Annotated in this window: 15 protein-coding genes; 8 read left to right on the forward strand and 7 right to left on the reverse strand. The window is 65.9% G+C overall.

Annotated features, from left to right (window positions below):
• Nucleotides 1-164: 164 nt before the first annotated feature.
• From VK533_RS07115 to VK533_RS07125, 3 genes are read right to left on the reverse strand one after another with little or no spacing between them, the layout of a single operon-like run.
• Nucleotides 165-377, reverse strand: coding sequence for a DUF5989 family protein (locus tag VK533_RS07115; protein WP_324376170.1), 213 nt, complete (start codon nucleotides 375-377; stop codon nucleotides 165-167).
• Nucleotides 374-2,143 carry a carbamoyltransferase family protein gene (locus VK533_RS07120; protein WP_324376171.1) on the reverse strand — a complete coding sequence of 590 codons (1,770 nt, stop codon included), beginning with the start codon at nucleotides 2,141-2,143 and terminating at the stop codon, nucleotides 374-376. The genes VK533_RS07115 and VK533_RS07120 overlap by 4 nt, the downstream gene beginning before the upstream one ends.
• Nucleotides 2,140-2,934 (reverse strand): ferritin-like domain-containing protein, encoded by a 795-nt coding sequence (locus tag VK533_RS07125; RefSeq protein ID WP_324376172.1) that lies wholly within the window; start codon nucleotides 2,932-2,934, stop codon nucleotides 2,140-2,142. Before VK533_RS07125 ends, VK533_RS07120 begins: the two co-directional genes overlap by 4 nt.
• 178 nt (nucleotides 2,935-3,112) lie before the next feature.
• On the opposite strand from VK533_RS07125, the gene VK533_RS07130 reads away from it, so the two are divergent.
• Nucleotides 3,113-4,198: a type III polyketide synthase gene (locus VK533_RS07130; protein WP_324376173.1), complete on the forward strand. Its 1,086-nt coding sequence runs from the start codon at nucleotides 3,113-3,115 to the stop codon at nucleotides 4,196-4,198.
• The gene (locus tag VK533_RS07135) at nucleotides 4,195-5,304 is read left to right on the forward strand and encodes an NAD(P)/FAD-dependent oxidoreductase (RefSeq protein ID WP_324376174.1); all 1,110 of its coding nucleotides are present in this window, start codon (nucleotides 4,195-4,197) and stop codon (nucleotides 5,302-5,304) included. The genes VK533_RS07130 and VK533_RS07135 overlap by 4 nt, the downstream gene beginning before the upstream one ends.
• Here VK533_RS07135 and VK533_RS07140 read toward each other — a convergent pair.
• From VK533_RS07140 to VK533_RS07150, 3 genes are read right to left on the reverse strand one after another with little or no spacing between them, the layout of a single operon-like run.
• On the reverse strand, nucleotides 5,301-6,011 hold the full coding sequence (locus VK533_RS07140) for a methyltransferase domain-containing protein (RefSeq protein ID WP_324376175.1): 711 nt from the start codon (nucleotides 6,009-6,011) through the stop codon (nucleotides 5,301-5,303). The two genes, VK533_RS07135 and VK533_RS07140, sit on opposite strands and share 4 nt — an antisense overlap.
• Nucleotides 6,008-7,201, reverse strand: coding sequence for a hypothetical protein (locus tag VK533_RS07145; protein ID WP_324376176.1), 1,194 nt, complete (start codon nucleotides 7,199-7,201; stop codon nucleotides 6,008-6,010). The genes VK533_RS07140 and VK533_RS07145 overlap by 4 nt, the downstream gene beginning before the upstream one ends.
• A gap of 11 nt (nucleotides 7,202-7,212) precedes the next feature.
• Nucleotides 7,213-7,572: a cupredoxin domain-containing protein gene (locus VK533_RS07150; RefSeq protein ID WP_324376177.1), complete on the reverse strand. Its 360-nt coding sequence runs from the start codon at nucleotides 7,570-7,572 to the stop codon at nucleotides 7,213-7,215.
• 233 nt (nucleotides 7,573-7,805) lie between these two features.
• Here VK533_RS07150 and VK533_RS07155 point away from each other — a divergent pair, with 233 nt between their 5' ends.
• From VK533_RS07155 to VK533_RS07175, 5 genes are all read left to right on the forward strand, one after another.
• Nucleotides 7,806-8,471 (forward strand): sigma-70 family RNA polymerase sigma factor, encoded by a 666-nt coding sequence (locus tag VK533_RS07155; protein WP_324376178.1) that lies wholly within the window; start codon nucleotides 7,806-7,808, stop codon nucleotides 8,469-8,471.
• A gap of 2 nt (nucleotides 8,472-8,473) precedes the next feature.
• Nucleotides 8,474-9,109, forward strand: a complete 636-nt coding sequence (locus VK533_RS07160; RefSeq protein WP_324376179.1) for a zf-HC2 domain-containing protein — start codon at nucleotides 8,474-8,476, stop codon at nucleotides 9,107-9,109.
• Complete coding sequence (locus tag VK533_RS07165) at nucleotides 9,106-10,335, forward strand: S8 family peptidase (protein WP_324376180.1); 1,230 nt, start codon at nucleotides 9,106-9,108, stop codon at nucleotides 10,333-10,335. Before VK533_RS07160 ends, VK533_RS07165 begins: the two co-directional genes overlap by 4 nt.
• Nucleotides 10,322-11,038, forward strand: coding sequence for a TorF family putative porin (locus VK533_RS07170; RefSeq protein ID WP_324376181.1), 717 nt, complete (start codon nucleotides 10,322-10,324; stop codon nucleotides 11,036-11,038). The genes VK533_RS07165 and VK533_RS07170 overlap by 14 nt, the downstream gene beginning before the upstream one ends.
• A gap of 115 nt (nucleotides 11,039-11,153) precedes the next feature.
• Complete coding sequence (locus VK533_RS07175; protein ID WP_324376182.1) at nucleotides 11,154-11,729, forward strand: hypothetical protein; 576 nt, start codon at nucleotides 11,154-11,156, stop codon at nucleotides 11,727-11,729.
• Nucleotides 11,730-11,788: 59 nt separating this feature from the next.
• On the opposite strand, the gene VK533_RS07180 is transcribed toward VK533_RS07175, so the two are convergent.
• Nucleotides 11,789-12,637 (reverse strand): AraC family transcriptional regulator, encoded by an 849-nt coding sequence (locus VK533_RS07180; RefSeq protein WP_324376183.1) that lies wholly within the window; start codon nucleotides 12,635-12,637, stop codon nucleotides 11,789-11,791.
• Nucleotides 12,638-12,988: 351 nt separating this feature from the next.
• Here VK533_RS07180 and VK533_RS07185 point away from each other — a divergent pair, with 351 nt between their 5' ends.
• A complete protein-coding gene (locus VK533_RS07185; protein WP_324376184.1) occupies nucleotides 12,989-16,066 on the forward strand; it encodes a TonB-dependent receptor domain-containing protein in 3,078 nt (1,025 codons plus the stop codon).
• Nucleotides 16,067-16,175: the final 109 nt, after the last annotated feature.

Consider the following 16,175-nt stretch of genomic DNA (forward strand, 5'->3'; position numbering starts at 1 on the left):
AAAATCGCGCACCGTTTCGGTCCGCCGATCGCCCGGCAGGCGCAGCGCGGGCACCCCGTCATGGCTTTCGTAGGCGATGCCGCAGCTTCCGCAGCGCCAGTCCGGCCCGAGCGCGCCGCCGCAGGCCGGACAGGCCAGCAATGCCCGCCAGTCCGCGTCCATCCTCAGAAGATCGAATAGACGAACGGCGCCAGCGCTTCGACCGTGGCGGCAAGCGTGAGGATCAGCCCGGTCAGGCACAGGAACAGGACCAGCGGGATCATCCAGCGTTTGCCCGAGCGCGAATTCCACAGGCCCGACGCCAGTTCGGCGGTCGTGCCGAACGCGCTGCCGAAAACGATGAGTTGCCGGCCGATACGGCCGCGACGCTTGATCATGCCGCAGTCTCCAGAGACGCCACGCGGGTAACGCGCGGCTTGGTCACGCAGGTCTGGCCGGCAACGAGCAGATCGATACCGCAGCGGCGGAAGGTTGAATAGGCTTCCGCGACCGTGTTCACGATCGGCTCTCCGGCAAGATTGAACGAGGTGTTGAGCAGCACCGGTATGCCGCTTCGCCGGCCATAGGCTTCCAGCAACGCATGCAGCCGGGGCGCCATCGCCTGATCGACCACCTGGACGCGCGCGGTCCCGTCGACATGGGTGATACCCGCCAGTCGCTCCCGCCATTCCGGACGCACCGGAAACACGCCCGACATGAACCGTGCGAGCCGATCGCCGCCGGGCGGCAGTTCGAAGAAAAGGTCGGCATGCTCGGCCGCCACCACCGGCGCGAACGGCCGGAATTCCTCCCGATATTTGATGTCGCGGTTGAGCCGGTCGCGCATCGCCGCGTCGTGCGGCGCCGCGAGGATGCTGCGATGCCCGAGCGCGCGCGGCCCGAATTCAAGCGCGCCGTCGACCCAGCCGACGATCTTCTCCGATGCCAGCGCATCGGCGACATCGTCGATCAGCTCGCCTTCGCTGACCATCGCGACCGGAATGCCGTCCTCCAGCGCCAATCGCAGCAGCGCCGTGTCGTCGGGCTGCGGTCCCCAGAAGGGATGATCGGGCACCGTGCGGTGCGGGTGGCCGAAGAGAATGCGATCGGCATAGAGCGCCGCGCCGAGCGCACAGCCCGCATCGCCCGGCGCGGACGGCACGAACAGCCGCCCGAAGCCCGCTTCGTTGAGGATGCGCGCGTTGGCGACGCCATTCAGCGCGACCCCGCCGCCAAGGCAAAGATCGGCAAGACCGGTTTCGCGCCGCAGGTCGGTGGCGATGCCGACGATCACCTCCTCAAGCACGCGCTGCGCGCTCGCGGCGATATCGGCGAAGCGGCGGCCCTCCTCGCTGTGCAGATCGATCGGTTGCCAGCTCCGGCGCGGCGGGCCGAACAGATCGACGAAGTTCTGCGAGAAGCCGGTCTCGACCTTGCCGAGGAAATCGAAATACTCGAGGTCGAGCGTGAAGGCGCCGTCGGCGGTGGCGCGCAGCAGGCGTCGCATCTCATCGATCCGCGTCGGCGAACCGTAGGAGGCGAGACCCATCACCTTATACTCGCCCTCATTCACCGCGAAGCCGAGATAAGCGGTGACGGCCGAGTAGAAGAGGCCGAGCGAATGCGGAAAGCGCAGTTCGCGCAGCATGTTTATCTCGGTCGAGCCGTCGGGCCTTTTGTGGCCGGTGCCGACGGTCAGCGTCGCCCACTCCCCCACCCCGTCGGCAGTGATGATCGCCGCGTCATCGGTTGGCGCCGTGAGAAAGGCGGCGGCGGCATGCGATTGATGATGTTCGATGCAGCGCACCTTGCGCGCGCTGATGCCCAGTTCGGAGGCGATCAGCCCGCGCACCCACAATTTCTCCCCCAGCATGTTCTTCATCGCCTTGGGATAGCTGCGCCAGGACCGGGGATAGCCTTGCAGCAATCCGGTCAGGACCCGGTCGAATTTGAGCGTGGGGCGCTCGTAGAAAATCACCGCGTCGAGATCGTCGGGCACAAGCCCGGCATGGTCGAGGCACCATTCGACCGCCCTCAACGGGAAGGCGGCGTCATTCTTGTGCCGCGACAGCCGTTCCTCCTGCACCGCCGCGACCGGCATGCCGTCGATCACGAGCGCTGCCGCGGAATCGTGATAATGACCTGAAATTCCGAGAATCTTCACCGGCGCGCCCTTTCATCGACCGAAATCCAGCCGGTTCGCTCCCGCCGCGCCGCCCGCTTGGCGAGCCAGGCGAAAGGCGGCAGCAGCAGGAAATATTGGAGCGTGAGCACCACACCCGCGATCACACCCGCGAAAGCAGTGGCAAAGCGCAAATAGGCTTTCCACAGCCGCCGGAGCCGGGCCCACCACAAGACCCGGCGCGATCGCCGCGGCGCAATGCGGAAAAGCTCGTCGCGCGTATACTTCTTGTGCTGATCCTCATCGCGCAGGATGCGCTGGAACAGGGTGCGGGTCGCGGCATCATCGTCGATGACGTGGGCATAGCGCGCAAAATCGCGCGCGGCGGCGCTTTCGGACAGATGGAGGAAGGCGAGCAGGGTCGCATCGCTTTCACGCGCCACGTCCAGCCCGTCGATGCCCCGCTCGCCCGGCGCGATCCATTCGCCCAATGCGCCGTTGGCGTCGCCTTCGTGCAGCTTGCCGTGCAACTTGCGGCCCTGCGCCTGGAACATGTCGGCATGGCGCGCTTCGTCGCGCGCATGCCGCAAATAGCGATCGCGCAGCACCGGATCGGCGGTCAGCTCCGCCGCGCGCACCAGATCCCGTCCGCCGGCCGCCTCCACTTCGGCGAATTGGAGCAATTTACGTGCACGGCGTTCGGGGTTGGCCCAGATCAACCGATGCAGCGGCCGCAAGACGATACCGACGAGATCGGCGAAAGGCCCGGTCCCTTTTGTCGCAGTTGCCGCCGACTTGCGTGGCGGATTGTCGTGGAGGCTTTGTACGCCCAAGCCACTTCTCCTTGGTTTCGGCTTTTTAGTGGCGGGGCCCACAGGGGCGGTTCAATCGTATGAGTCGCCACAAAATCTCGCCGTTTGGGAAACCTGTGGCGCGCTGGCGGGTACAGAGGCGAAAGCGACAAGGAGCGCGCATGACGATCAGACACAGAATGCGGCCACAGGAATCATCATGCTGAATGGCGAGGCGAGAGCACCCCGCGCGCACCTGCACGCGATCGGCACGGCCGTGCCGGATCTCGACGTGCATCAGGATTTCATCGACTGGGCGACGACCCGGCTGACCGATCGCTATGCCCAATCCCTGTTCCGGCGGATGTCCGCGCGATCCGGCATCACGCATCGCTGGTCGGTGCTGCCGCACGCCAAAGGCGGATCGCCGATCACGCCCGGCGGATTCTATTTCGGCAACCGCCTGCCATCGACCGCGGCGCGCATGCAGCTTTATGCCGAAAAGGCGCCCGAGCTCGCCTTGGCCGCGATCGCGGCGCTCGCGGAAAAGGAGCCACTCGGCAAAATCACCCATCTCGTTGTCGCGAGCTGCACGGGCTTCGTCGCGCCTGGCATCGATCAACTGATCGCGCGCCGGCTGGGCCTCGATCCGGGGATCGAGCGGACCCTGGTCGGCTTCATGGGCTGCTATGCCGCGGTCGCGGCGCTGCGCGTGGCCTATCATATCGCGCGATCCGAACCGCAGGCGCGCGTGCTGGTGGTGACGGTCGAACTGTCGACCCTGCACCTAGTGGAGACCGACGAAATCGAATCGATGCTGGCGATGCTGCAGTTCGCCGACGGCGCCGCCGCCGCGATCGTGAGCGCCGAGGAAGGGCCGATTGCGATCGACCGTTTCTTCGCGGCGACTTTGCCCGACAGCAGCGAGCTGATCCAATGGACGATCGGCGACGCGGGCTTCGAGATGCATCTGTCGGGTAAAGTACCCGGGCGGATCGCGCAGGCGCTGCACGATCCGGACATGCGCGCGCAAATCCTGCACGATTGCGCGGCCGACGAGGTCGCCTGGGCGGTTCATGCCGGCGGGCGATCGATCCTCGATTCAGTCGAAACCGCGCTGGCGCTGCCACCCGAGGCGCTCGATCCGTCGCGGGCCGTGCTCAATGCCTACGGCAATATGTCGTCCGCGACCTTGATGTTCGTGCTCGACGGGATCCTCGACGGCGACGATCGGCGCAACGGCATCGCACTCGCTTTCGGGCCCGGCCTCGCGGCCGAGGGATTTGGCTTCAGCCGCGCGGCATGAACCGGATGCCCGCACTTGTGATCGGCGGCGGCCCCGCTGGGTCGATCGCGGCGATGCGTCTTGCGAAAGCGGGGATGCGTACCTTGCTGGTCGAGCGCAGCCACGAAGGCCATGATCCCGTATGTGGCGGCTTCGTCAGCGCGGACGCGCTGAAAATGCTGCAGCAGGCCGGCATATCCAAGCACGCGCTGGGCGGTCACCGGATCGAGAAGTTCAGGGTCGTGGTCGGAGAGCGGGTGATCGAAACGCGCCTGCCTTTCCCCGCCATCGGCCTGTCGCGGCGCAAGCTGGATGCGGTCCTGATCGAGGCCGCACGATCGGCGGGCGCCCGGATCGAGCATGGTCTGGCCGCGCGCGAGCTCGATGCCGACGATCGCAGCGTATCCTTTGCCGACGGCCGCCGGATTGCCGCTGACGCCGTGTTCCTGGCGACCGGCAAGCTCAACCTGCGTGGCGCGGATCGGCCCGGCGAACCGGACCATGGCGAAGCGATGGTCGGACTCAGGATCGCGCTGCGGCCCGACCGAAGCTGCGCGACCGCGCTTGCGGGAACGATCGAACTTCATCCGTTCGAAGGCGGCTATTGCGGGCTGGTGTTGCAGGAGGACCGCAATCTCAACCTGTGCCTGTCGGTCGCGACCAAAAGGCTGCGCGCGGTCGGCGGATCGGCCGATGCGCTGCTCGCCGACCTTGCCCGCGACGCGCCTTTGCTTGCCCGGCGCATCGCTGGCAGCCAGCCGATCGATAGCTGGCGCAGCATCGCGCGCATTCCTTATGGCTGGCGCGCGCCCGATACCGAGCCCGGCATTTTCCGGATCGGCGATCAGGCGGCGGTCATCGCCAGCTTGGCGGGCGACGGGATCGCGATCGCGATCGCCAGCGCGACCGCCGCCAGCAAGGCCTTGCTGCGCGACGGCCCGGCGGGGGCATCCGCTTATCAGCACGATTTCGCGGCGCGCTCGCGCTGGCCGCTGGCCGTCGGCGAGATGCTGCGCGCGGCCGCGGAACGGCCCGCCTGGTCGCGTCCTATCTCCCGATTGCTGCAGCTCCAGCCCCGCGCGCTCGCGTGGGGCGCGAGCCTGACCCGGATTTCAGCGACGGTTTAGGCTCGAGTCCGTTCGACGGAGAGACGGAAGGGAAAGCGCCGTACGATCCTGATCCCGTCCGGCGGCATGCCGGCGGCACGCAATATCTCGCGCCATTCCGCCGGCCGAAACGAGCGCGCGATCGACAATTGCCCATCCTCGCGCACGATGCGGTGCACCCCCATCAATCGCGCCAGCAACGGAAAGCCATAATAAGCGAAGGCATGGCGATGCAGGTCGCTGATCAGCCAGCCGCGCAACGCCTTTTCCTCCATGAAGTGCAGGAAGTCATAAAGCTGGCGGTCGGTCATGTGATGCGTGACCTGGCTGCTGACGATGAAGTCGAAATTGCCCGGCAGATCGTGGCAATCGCCCGCCAGATATTCGATCGGCATGTCCGAGGGCGTCAGCGCCCGGGCAATCTCCGCGCTGCGCGTATTGATGTCGATCCCGGTCAGCGAGACGGTGATGCCGCGACGGGCCGCCCAGCGCGCCACCCGGCGCAGCAGGTCGCCCTCGCCGAACCCGACATCGAGCAGGCGGAAGCGGGTCAGCCGGCCGGCGGCATGGTCGAGATAGGCCAGCAGCGGATGCGCGGTGAAGGTCCAGCAATTGACCCGCGCCAGATCGTGCAGGACGCGGGCATAGCTTTCGGCGTCGAGCTCGGCCGAATCCATCTGCTCGTCTTCGCGGCTGCGCACCGCGAGGTTGCGGGCGGGCGCGCTCATGGCGTCGGCGCCTTGGCCAGCGCCGTCACCACCGCCTGGGCGATGACGCGATTGGCGCGCGCATCGGGATGGCCGTCGTGCGGGATCGACCAGCGCGGATCGAGCTCAACCCGCACATAAGGCAACCCGGTCAGCACCTGTTCGCGCAGCCGGCGCTCGTTCGGCTGCTCGGGGCCGAATTCGGGCACGAGGATCAGCGGCACCGCATGGCGCGCCCGCGCCGCCGCAACGATCGCCTGCATGCTGCTGCGCGTACTCGCGATGCCACGATCGATCTTCGCTTCCGAATGATAGAGAAGCAGCTTCCGGAACAGCTTTTCGAGCCGCCACCCCGGCTTGGCCGCATGCCACTGTAGCGCCGTGTCGAGATGGGGGCGATGGCTGTCCAGGCTGCGCTCGATCAGCAATGGCGCGAACAGCGCCACCACCACACGGGGCGTCGTGAATTGCGGCAATTGCCGGCGCAGCAGCATCCATTCCTGATCGGCGCCATATCCATTGACCGAAAGATTGACCGTCTGAAGCCCGGTCGCCGCGCCGATCTGCGCCGCCGCGGTCTGATCCCAGTTGAGCCGGTAGCCGAGCATGATCGATTCCCCGGTGAACAGGATCGACGGACGACCGGGATCGACCGGCCGATCGAAACGCGCGACGCGACGCCCGCCGCGATCGTGATCATAGCGGATCGTCCGGCCATCATAACGCTCGAACCCGACATGGTTGGGGACGTTGACCCAGCCGATCACCGGATCGTGCTGCCGCAGCGGCTCCTCCTGCTCGGCCCAGCGCTCCAGGTTCTTCCAGTCGCCGGTGCGCAGCACGGCTTCGCTGACGAGAAGCGCCATCACCACGGCGCCCAAGGTCAGGCCGATGCCCCACGCCAGATCGCGCCCCTTGCCCGCGCCGACGCGGCGGCCGACCCAGCGCCGGCCTGGAAAGATCAGCGCCAGCGCGGCAACCAGTGCGAGCGAACGCTCGATCCACCAGATCAGGATCTGCTCGCGCCGTGGCATGAAGATGTGCGGCAACAGATGCCGGTCGAGCCAATCATGGTTGGCCAGCAGCACGAGCAGGATCAGCAGCGCACCGAGCGCCGCGGTCGTCCACTCCGCCGCACGCACGGCCGTGCCGTCCGCCCGCGTCGCCGGCGGGGTCACGATGCCGACGCCGTCAGGGCGGGCTGAGAGCACAGTTGCGCGTCCTATTGGACGACCACGGTGCCGGTCATGCCGAAGCTGCTGTGCATGAAGTGCGAGCAGTGGCTTTTATAGCTTCCCGGGGTGTTGGCGACGAGATGGATGTCGGCCGATTCCCCGCCGTCCAGTTCGATTTCGCCATTCTTCACCTTGGCGCGATCCTCGGGCGCGATCGTCGCCGCGTCGAGGAATTCCTTGGCGACGAAATCATGTCCGCCCGAAGCGCTGTTGACGAAATGGAGCACGTAGGGCCGACCATGCATCAGCGTCAGCGTCGCCGGATTGAATTTGAAATTGGACATTTCGATCGTGATCGCTTGCGGCGATCCTTGAGCGGTGGCCGCCCCGCCCGCGAACCCAGCCAAGAAGATGCCTAAAGGGATTGAAAGGCGCATTATGTTATCTCCGTGACCCATTGTGTCCGCGAGCGGAGCGACCCGCCGCCCAGGGGCTGCCGCGACCTTTGGGGGAGGCACTCGGCAATGGGCGGCGATGCGATACCGCATACGATCCTCTGTGCCCACGCTGGTCCATGACGTTTCGAAGGGCGGCGACGAAACGTTCCCTAAGCGAGACGAGTCGAAATGATGGCCCTGCTTTGCCCGCGCCGCTTGAACCGATCGCCCCTGAAGGCGCACTAAGCGGCCATGAAAGGAAAACAGGCTTGAGTGACGGTAGCGTCGCGCACCGGCAGACTGGGGAGACAGGCGTCGAAGCGACGCCCGAGGATCTGCGTCTCTTTGCCCGGGTACGAGCCCGCGAACGGGACGCCTTTGAAGCGCTGTATCGCCTCTATCATCCGCGCCTGGCCCGCTTCCTTTTGAACCTGCTTCATCGGCCGCAACTGGTCGAGGAAGTGCTCAACGACACATTGTTCGTGGTGTGGGATAGGTCCGATACCTTCCGCGGCGCGAGCAAGCTATCGACCTGGATATTCGCCATCGCCTACCGCAAGGCCATGAAAGCGCTCAGGCGCCTGGACGAGCCGATCGAGGATCGCGAGAACGATCTGCGGCTGGACGACCATGACGCGCCCGATGCGCCGGTCAGCCGGCGGCGCGCGCAGGAGGCCCTGCTCGCCGCGCTGGCGCGGCTCTCGCCTGATCATCGCGCGGTGGTCGACCTCACCTATTTCCATGAAATGGGCTATCGCGAAATCGCCGAGATCGTGGATTGCCCGGTCGATACGGTGAAGACCCGCATGTTCCATGCACGCCGGCATCTGCGGCGAATGTTCGACGGCGAACTGGCGGATTGGCTATGACGATGGGCCGCATTCTTCCCTTCACCACCGACCCGCATCGCGAGACGCGCGACCTGATGCCATGGCTGGTGACCGGCCGCCTCGAGGCCGACGAACAGGCGCGGGTCGAGGCGCATCTGGCGACGTGCGACGAATGTGCGCGCACCCTGAAGGCGGAACGCGCTTTGGCCGGCGCGGTCGCGGAATTGCCGATCGCCACCGGGATCAGCTGGGCGGCGATGCGCGACCGGCTCGACGCCGCCGCGCGGCAGACCGCGATCCTGCCGCCGCCCGCCCCGCGCTGGCGCCTCGGCATGAAGCAGATCGGCGTGGTGCTGGCGGCCCAGGCGGCCTTGCTCGCTGCGGCGGTCTCGATCACGGTGCGCACTATCGGCCCGGTCGCGCCTTACCACGCGCTCGGATCCGCGCCGGTCACGACCGGCGGCAACGTCATCGTCGTCTTCCGCCCCGATCTGCGCGAAAGCGACATGCGGCGCCTGCTCAAGGATAGCGACGCGCGGCTGGTCGATGGGCCAACCGCGGCCAACGCCTATGTGCTGCGCGTGCCTGAGGCCGAGCGGACCGACGCGCTCGCCCGGTTGCGGGGCGACGCCGCCGTCGTGCTGGCCGAACCGATCGACGCGGCCTCGTTGCGATGAAATTCCGCAAGGGCCTGTGTGCCCTGTGGCTGGCGATCACGGCTTTGCTCTCGCTGGCCGCACCCGCCGCAGCGCAGGATGCGACCGCGGAAAGCCGGCAAATCTTGGTGATGCTGCGTTTGCCGCCGGATCATTACCGGCCGGGATCGGCCTATTCGGGCGGGTACGGGAGCGCGACCACGCAGGCGGCCCGCCGCCGCATCGCCGGCCGGATCGCGCAGCGTCACGGTTTCACGCTCGCCGACAATTGGCCGATGCCGCTGCTCGGCATCGACTGTTTCGTGATGACGCTGCCGACCGGCGTTTCACCAGATGCCGCAGTGGAAATGGTGTCGCACGATAATGGCGTCGCCTGGTCGCAGCCGATGCAACTCTATCGTGCCCAGGCGGCGGCGCCGGCCGGCGACCCCCTGAAAGCGGCGCAGCCCGCGACGGCTTTATGGCACCTTTCCGAGCTCCATCGCATGGCGACCGGCCGCGGCGTCACGGTTGCGGTGATCGACAGCCGTATCGACACCCACCATCCCGATCTCGGCGGTCAGGTCAGTTTCGATCAGGACTTTGTCGGCGGTCATGGCATCGGGCCCGAGCAGCACGGCACCGCCGTCGCCGGCGTGATCGCGGCGCGCGCGGACAATGGCGTGGGCATCGTCGGTATCGCGCCGCGTGCGCGGCTGATGGGTTTGCGTGCCTGCTGGCAGCAAACCAGCATCGCTACCGTGTGCGACACGCTCAGTCTCGCCAAGGCGCTGCATTTCGCGATCGATCACCGTGCGCGCGTGATCAACATGAGCCTGAGCGGTCCGCACGACATGCTGTTGAGCCGGTTGGTGGAGATCGGGTTGGCGCGCGGCGAGTCGGTTGTGGCCGCATTCGACCCGGCGGTCGCCGACGGCGGATTCCCGGCTTCGCAGCCCGGCGTGATCGCAGTGGCGAACGACCTGTCCACCGGCCTTCCCGGCCGCGTCTATCTTGCTCCCGGCCACGACATACCGACCACCGTGCCCGGCGGAGGCTGGACGCTGGTGGACGGAACCTCCTATGCCGCTGCCCATGTCAGCGGTTTGCTCGCGCTGATGAACGAGCGGCAATCGGCGGGCGCGAGTGCGCTCGTCCGGGTGCGCGGAGGGAGTCTGGACGCGTGTGCTTCCCTGACGTCGGCAACGCATCTGTGCAGCTGCGATTGCGCGGGAGCACGCCGGCTTGCCGCGGATGATCGCCGCTGACCTGCGCGGGCGATCGCGCTTCCTGCTCGGCGTCATACTGATCCTGTCCGCGGCGCCGGCTTATGCCGAGATCGGCGCCAGCCTGACGCTCGCCAGCCAGGATCGGTTTCGCGGCTATTCGGTCAGCGATGGCTATCCCGCCGCGACGCTGTCGCTGTCCTACGACGATGCAGGCGGTCCCTATTTCGAAGCGTCGGTGATGGCGGCGGGCAAGCCGTCAGAAGGTGTCGAGCGATATCGGTTCGAGGAGAATGCGGGCTATGCGCTGCGCATCGCGAACGGCCCGACGATCGATGCGGGCATCGCGCACGCCGATTATTCCGGATACCGGATCTATGGCCAAACCGCCGTTTTTACCGAAATCTATGCCGGACTGATCACCAAGCATCTTTCAGCGCACATCCATTATTCACCCAATTACTTCCAGCGCGGTGTGGCGGCGCTCTATTCGGACGTGGATGGTGCCGTCCCGCTGACGCCGCGCATCAGGCTCAGCGCGCATTATGGCTTCCTGGTCCAGACCCAGGGCTCGCACGAAGCGGCGGGCCGCACCGCGCGGGACTGGCGCATCGGTGCCGCGACCGATCTGCGCAATCTGACCTTCGAACTGGCGGTGGCAAGCGGCGCGAAGAAGCGCAGTTTCTACGGCGACGCCAAGGATGGCGGATCGGCCCTGCTCGTTTCTGTGACCGCCGCCTTTTGAAGGCAAGCGCGTCCCGCCAAAATGCGCAATGCCGCGCATGGGCGTTTCACTAACGGGCTGACAGCTTTGTCCGCCACCTGTCCGGTGGCCGAAGACAGATTATCGAGGGGGACCGATGCTGCCATTCTACATGCTCGCGCAGCCGGTGGTGCAGGTCGAGCGGGCCTACGCCTCGGCCGCCCAGACCAAAGGCCAGTGGACCGCGTTCCGGGCCTTCGCGGCGCCGGACGCGGTGATGATGCTGGATGGTCCGCAGCCCGCCGCACCCTTCCTCAAGGACAAGGCCGACCCGCCCGTCGCGGTGATGTGGTGGCCCGCGCATATCGTCACGGCGTGCGACGGCAGCCTGGCATTTTCGACCGGCCCCTGGCAGCGCAAGGGCGGCACCGCCGCCGGCCGCTATTTCACCTTGTGGCGGCACGACGCCGACGGCTGGCGCTGGATTTTCGACGGCGGCACGCAGGACCAGACCCGCACCCCCGCCGGCGACGCGCCAGTGGAGGCGAACCATAAGGGCTGCGGCGGCCGGCTGCCGCCGTTGCCGGATAGGTCCGCGCCGAACGCGGGCGGCCGCTCGAGGGACGGCTCGCTGGTATGGCGGGTCGACAAATCCGCGACCGGCCATCGCCTGCGCGTGCTGTTCGCGGTCGCCGGCAAATGGGTGACCGAAGCGGATGTCGAGATCGGCTAGAGCGATTTCTAGCCGGGTGGAATCACCCGGTGACTCGGAAATCGCGGCAAATCAAAAACCTAAAACCGTGCGCGCTCGGTTTCCGGGAAAAAGGCGGCGGCGCCGAACATGCTCGGCGGGCATCCGAATTCACGGCTGAACGCGTGGGTGAAAGCGCTCAGTTCGCCATAACCCGCACTGAAGGCGATCTCGGTGATCGATGAATCGCGTTGCCGAAGTTTCTGGGCCGCGTGCTGCAGCCGGACCCGGCGATGATAGCGTGAGGGGGGATCGCCAAACGCCAGTGAGAAATAGCGCGTGAACTGAAAACTCGACATCGCCGCCACCCCGGCAAGCTCGTTCAGCGGGACCGCGCGTTCCTTGTGCTCGTGCAGATAAGCCCGCGCGCATTCGAGGCGGTTGAGTAACTCTCGCCGGGTCGACGCCTTCGCCGCACCCAGCCGCGCCATCGCCCCCGCCGCCTGGGCCAATACGACCGGCAAGGCGGAGCGGACGTCCGCCATCAAGGTCTCGACGCTCAGCGCCGAATTCTGATCCTGGTGCAGCATCTTCGCGCTTTGCGAGAGCAGGCGTCCCAGCCCGTTGGCTTCGGTCGTCTGCAGCAAGGCGCGTCCCAGGAACGGATCCGGGGTGCTGCCGTCAGGCGCGGTCGGCAGATAGATGCACATGCCCATCGCGTCGTGGCTGCGGCGCACGATCGCGCGATAGGGCGCGCCCCGATCGACCAGCAGCATCCGGCCCGGCCGCAGCACATGCGTTCTGCCGTCGATCTCGTGAATCTCTTCGCCGGCGATCACGATCTTGATCGCGGGGGCGTGGCTCAGGACGGTGCTTTCGCCCGCAGGCAGCCGCGACAGGACCACCTTGCCGCTGACCGGCGGTGCCGCGGCCTCACCGTGACTCGACATACGAATGAAATCTACCACCGCCGAAGCCTCCTGCGTGCTCCTTGACGATGGAATGCGGGAGAAGCCGCTTAACGGGAAGTAGCGGCGCAGTGAACGACACCTTGCATGATGATGAACGACCGCAGGGCACGTTACAGCTTTGAACGACAACGTCCGCCCTATCAGCGAAACATATCTTAGAGATTAGGCTGGTGCGAAATCACCACCGTTGCAGCGTGGCAACACTTCCGATTGATAGTATCTTGAATATCATTCGAAGCATTGCCCCAACTCTCCCCGACGGCGCATGGAGCGGGGATCAGTCGGCGGCTGGGGCCAGAGGGATGGCTCGCCGCCACTAGGGAGATTGACATGATCAAGTCGCGCTATCTGACCGGAACCGTCTTGGGATCGGCCTTGCTGGTTGGTGCCAGCCTCGTTGGGATTCCGACCGCCGCGCTCGCACAGACCGCCGCCCCGGCGGCGGCGGCCGCGGCGCCGGGCAGTACCAATGCTTCCGACAGCAATGCTGCCGACAGCGATACATCGAAGGACATCGTCGTCACCGGCACGCTGTTCCGCAGCAGCGCCGACAATATCGCCTCGCCGGTCACGGTGATGACCGCCGACGATATCGCCAAGCGCGGCATCCAGACGGTGCAGGGCGCGATCCAGTCGCTCGCTTCGAACAATGGCCCGGCGTTGACCAACAGCTTCACCGCCAACGGCGCCTTCGCCGGCGGCGCGTCGGCCGTCTCGCTGCGCGGCCTGACGACCAACTCGACGCTCGTTCTGTTCGACGGCCTGCGCGCGGCCTATTTCCCGCTCGCCGACGACGGTTCGCGTAACTTCGTCGATCTCAACACCATCCCCGACGAGATCGTCGAGCGCGTCGATGTGCTCAAGGACGGTGCGTCATCGACCTACGGCGCCGACGCGGTCGCGGGCGTGGTCAACGTCATCACCAAGAAGCAGATCCAGGGCATCAGCGGCATGGCCGAAGGCGGCATCACGCAGCGCGGCGACGGCGGCAACCAGCGCGTCAGCCTGACCGCGGGCTTCGGCGATCTCGCCAGCCAGGGCTTCAACGTCTACATCAGCGGCCACTATATCAACCAGGATCCGCTCTACAGCCGCGACCGTGGCGCGCCCTACAATTCGGACAACCAGAGCGGCATTTGCTTCCAGGGTAGCTGCGGCATCGACAACCGCCAGAACTCGCCGATCAATTTCTCGGGCCTTTCGCCGCTCGTTCCGGTTTTCCTGGTGCAGCCGGCCAACCCGACGACCAGCGCGCCCGTCGCCGGCAGCCGCTTCCAGTTCCTCAACCCGACGACGGGCTGCGGCCCCTACGCGCCCTATAATCTGACCGCGGCCCAGATGGCGGCGTTCACCAATGCGCCGGCCACCGTCTGTACCCAGGATCTCGTCCATGACGGCGGCCAGATCGAGCCGCATTCTCAGCGCTGGGGCGTGTCGTCGCGCGCGAGCGTGAACATCGGCGAGAGCGCGCATGCCTATCTCGAATTCAATTTCGAGCAGAGCTCGTCCACCTATACCGGCTTCGGCCTCGCCGGCCCGGGCAATCCCTCCAACTCCATCATCCGCGCCAACGGCCCGGCGGGAATCCTCTTTCCGCGCTTCAGCACTTCTGGCGTAGCGGGCGGCGCGAACGCTCCGGGTTCGGCGCCGCTGGCGCTGCCGGTTTTCATCTGCCCGCGCCTGACGGTCGGCGCGTGTAACGCCACCAATGGCACGCTGAACCCGCAGAACCCGTTCGCGGCAGCCGGCAACGAAGCCCTGATCTTCGGCACGCTGCCCAATATGCAGCAGCACACCGGGTCGCGCAGCCGCGCCTATCGCCTCGCCGGCGGCATCGATGGCTCGTTCGGCGACAATTGGGATTATTCGGTCAATGCGATCGGCATGGTCAACGATCTGCGCCGCAGCTTCGACGGCTATGTCTATATCCAGCACCTGCTCGATGTGCTGAAGGACGGCTCGTTCAATTTCGTCAATCCGGCGGCTAACAGCCAGGCGACGCTCGACTATCTCGCGCCGCACCTGGACGTGAACGCCCGCTCGGAAATGTACCAGGTCGATGCCAACCTGACGCACGACTTCTTCGAGCTGCCCGGCGGCGCGGTGCAGGTCGCGGTCGGCGGCTCGATCCGCAAGGAATCGGTCAACGCGCCCAGCGCCAATCCCGACGATAACGGCCCGACCCAGCGTTATTTCGTGATCAACGCGTTCGGTACGGTCGGCAGCCGTTGGGTGGAATCGCCTTACTTCGAAATCAAGGCGCCGATCCTGACCAGCCTCAACCTCGATCTGTCGGGCCGCTACGACAATTATTCGAGCGGCCAGCACGCTTTCTCGCCGAAGGCCGGCGTCGTGTTCAATCCGGTTCGCCAGTTGACGCTGCGCGGCGCGATCTCGAAGGGCTTCCGTATCCCCTCATTCGGTGAATCGTCCGCGCTGCCGACCACCGGTTTCGTGCCCATCAACATCAGCACGCTGCCCGCGGCCTTCCTGGCCTCGCACAGCAATCCTGGCGTGGTCTGCACGGCCGCGGCCCTGGCCAATTGCTCATCCTATCTGACGCAATCGTTCGGCCAGCAGTCGATCGCCAATCCGAACCTGAAGCCGGAAAAGTCGCGCAACATCAGCTTCGGCGGCGACATCAAGCCGTTCCATGGCCTGAAATTCTCGATCGATTACTATAATATCAAGAAGACCAACGCGATCACCAACGCGCCGTTCTCGGCCGCGCTGAACGCGTATTATAACGGTCAGCCGATCCCGGCGGGCTACACGATCACGCCGCAGTCGCCGGATCCCCTGAACCCCACCGCGCTACCGGTGGTCGGCGTGGTCGGCGCCCCGTTCATCAACGCCAACACGATCAAGACCGATGGTCTCGATTTCGGCGCGAGCGCGACGTTCCACTTCTCGAACGGCTGGTCGTTCCAGAGCAACGCGGATGTGGAATATATCCACAAGCTCAACACCTATTTCCCCGACGGCCACGTCGAGAAATATGCAGGCACGCTCGGCAACTTCAATCTGACCTCCGGCTCGGGCACGCCGCGCTGGAAGGGCAATTGGCAGAATACGCTCAACATCGGCGAAAAGGCTTCGCTCACCGCGACCGCTTATTATACCGCCGGCTACAATCTGTCGGCGCAGGACCAGGGCACCGGCTATAAGGATTGCGGTCTCGACCCCGGCTTCTCGGCCTGCAACGTCAAGCGCTTCATCGACATCGACCTGACCGGCCAGCTCAATGTCGGCAAGGCGTTCACCTTCTACGCCAACGTCCTGAACGTGTTCGACAAGAAGCCGCCGCTCGATGTCGTCACCTATGGTGGTTACCTCTACAATCCGGTGGTGGCGGAGGCCGGCATCATCGGCCGTTCGTTCCGCGTCGGCGGCCGGTTCAAGTTCTGATCCGCGCCACAGCGTAAAAGAAGAGGGCGGCTCCGGAAGGGGCCGCCTTTTTTTCGTTGGCGCCGCCGGATTGCGCGCGCTTGCGAAAATATAGGACCGGACAATCAGA

It is taken from the genome of Sphingomonas sp., from assembly GCF_035317925.1.
GTDB lineage: Bacteria > Pseudomonadota > Alphaproteobacteria > Sphingomonadales > Sphingomonadaceae > Sphingomonas_I.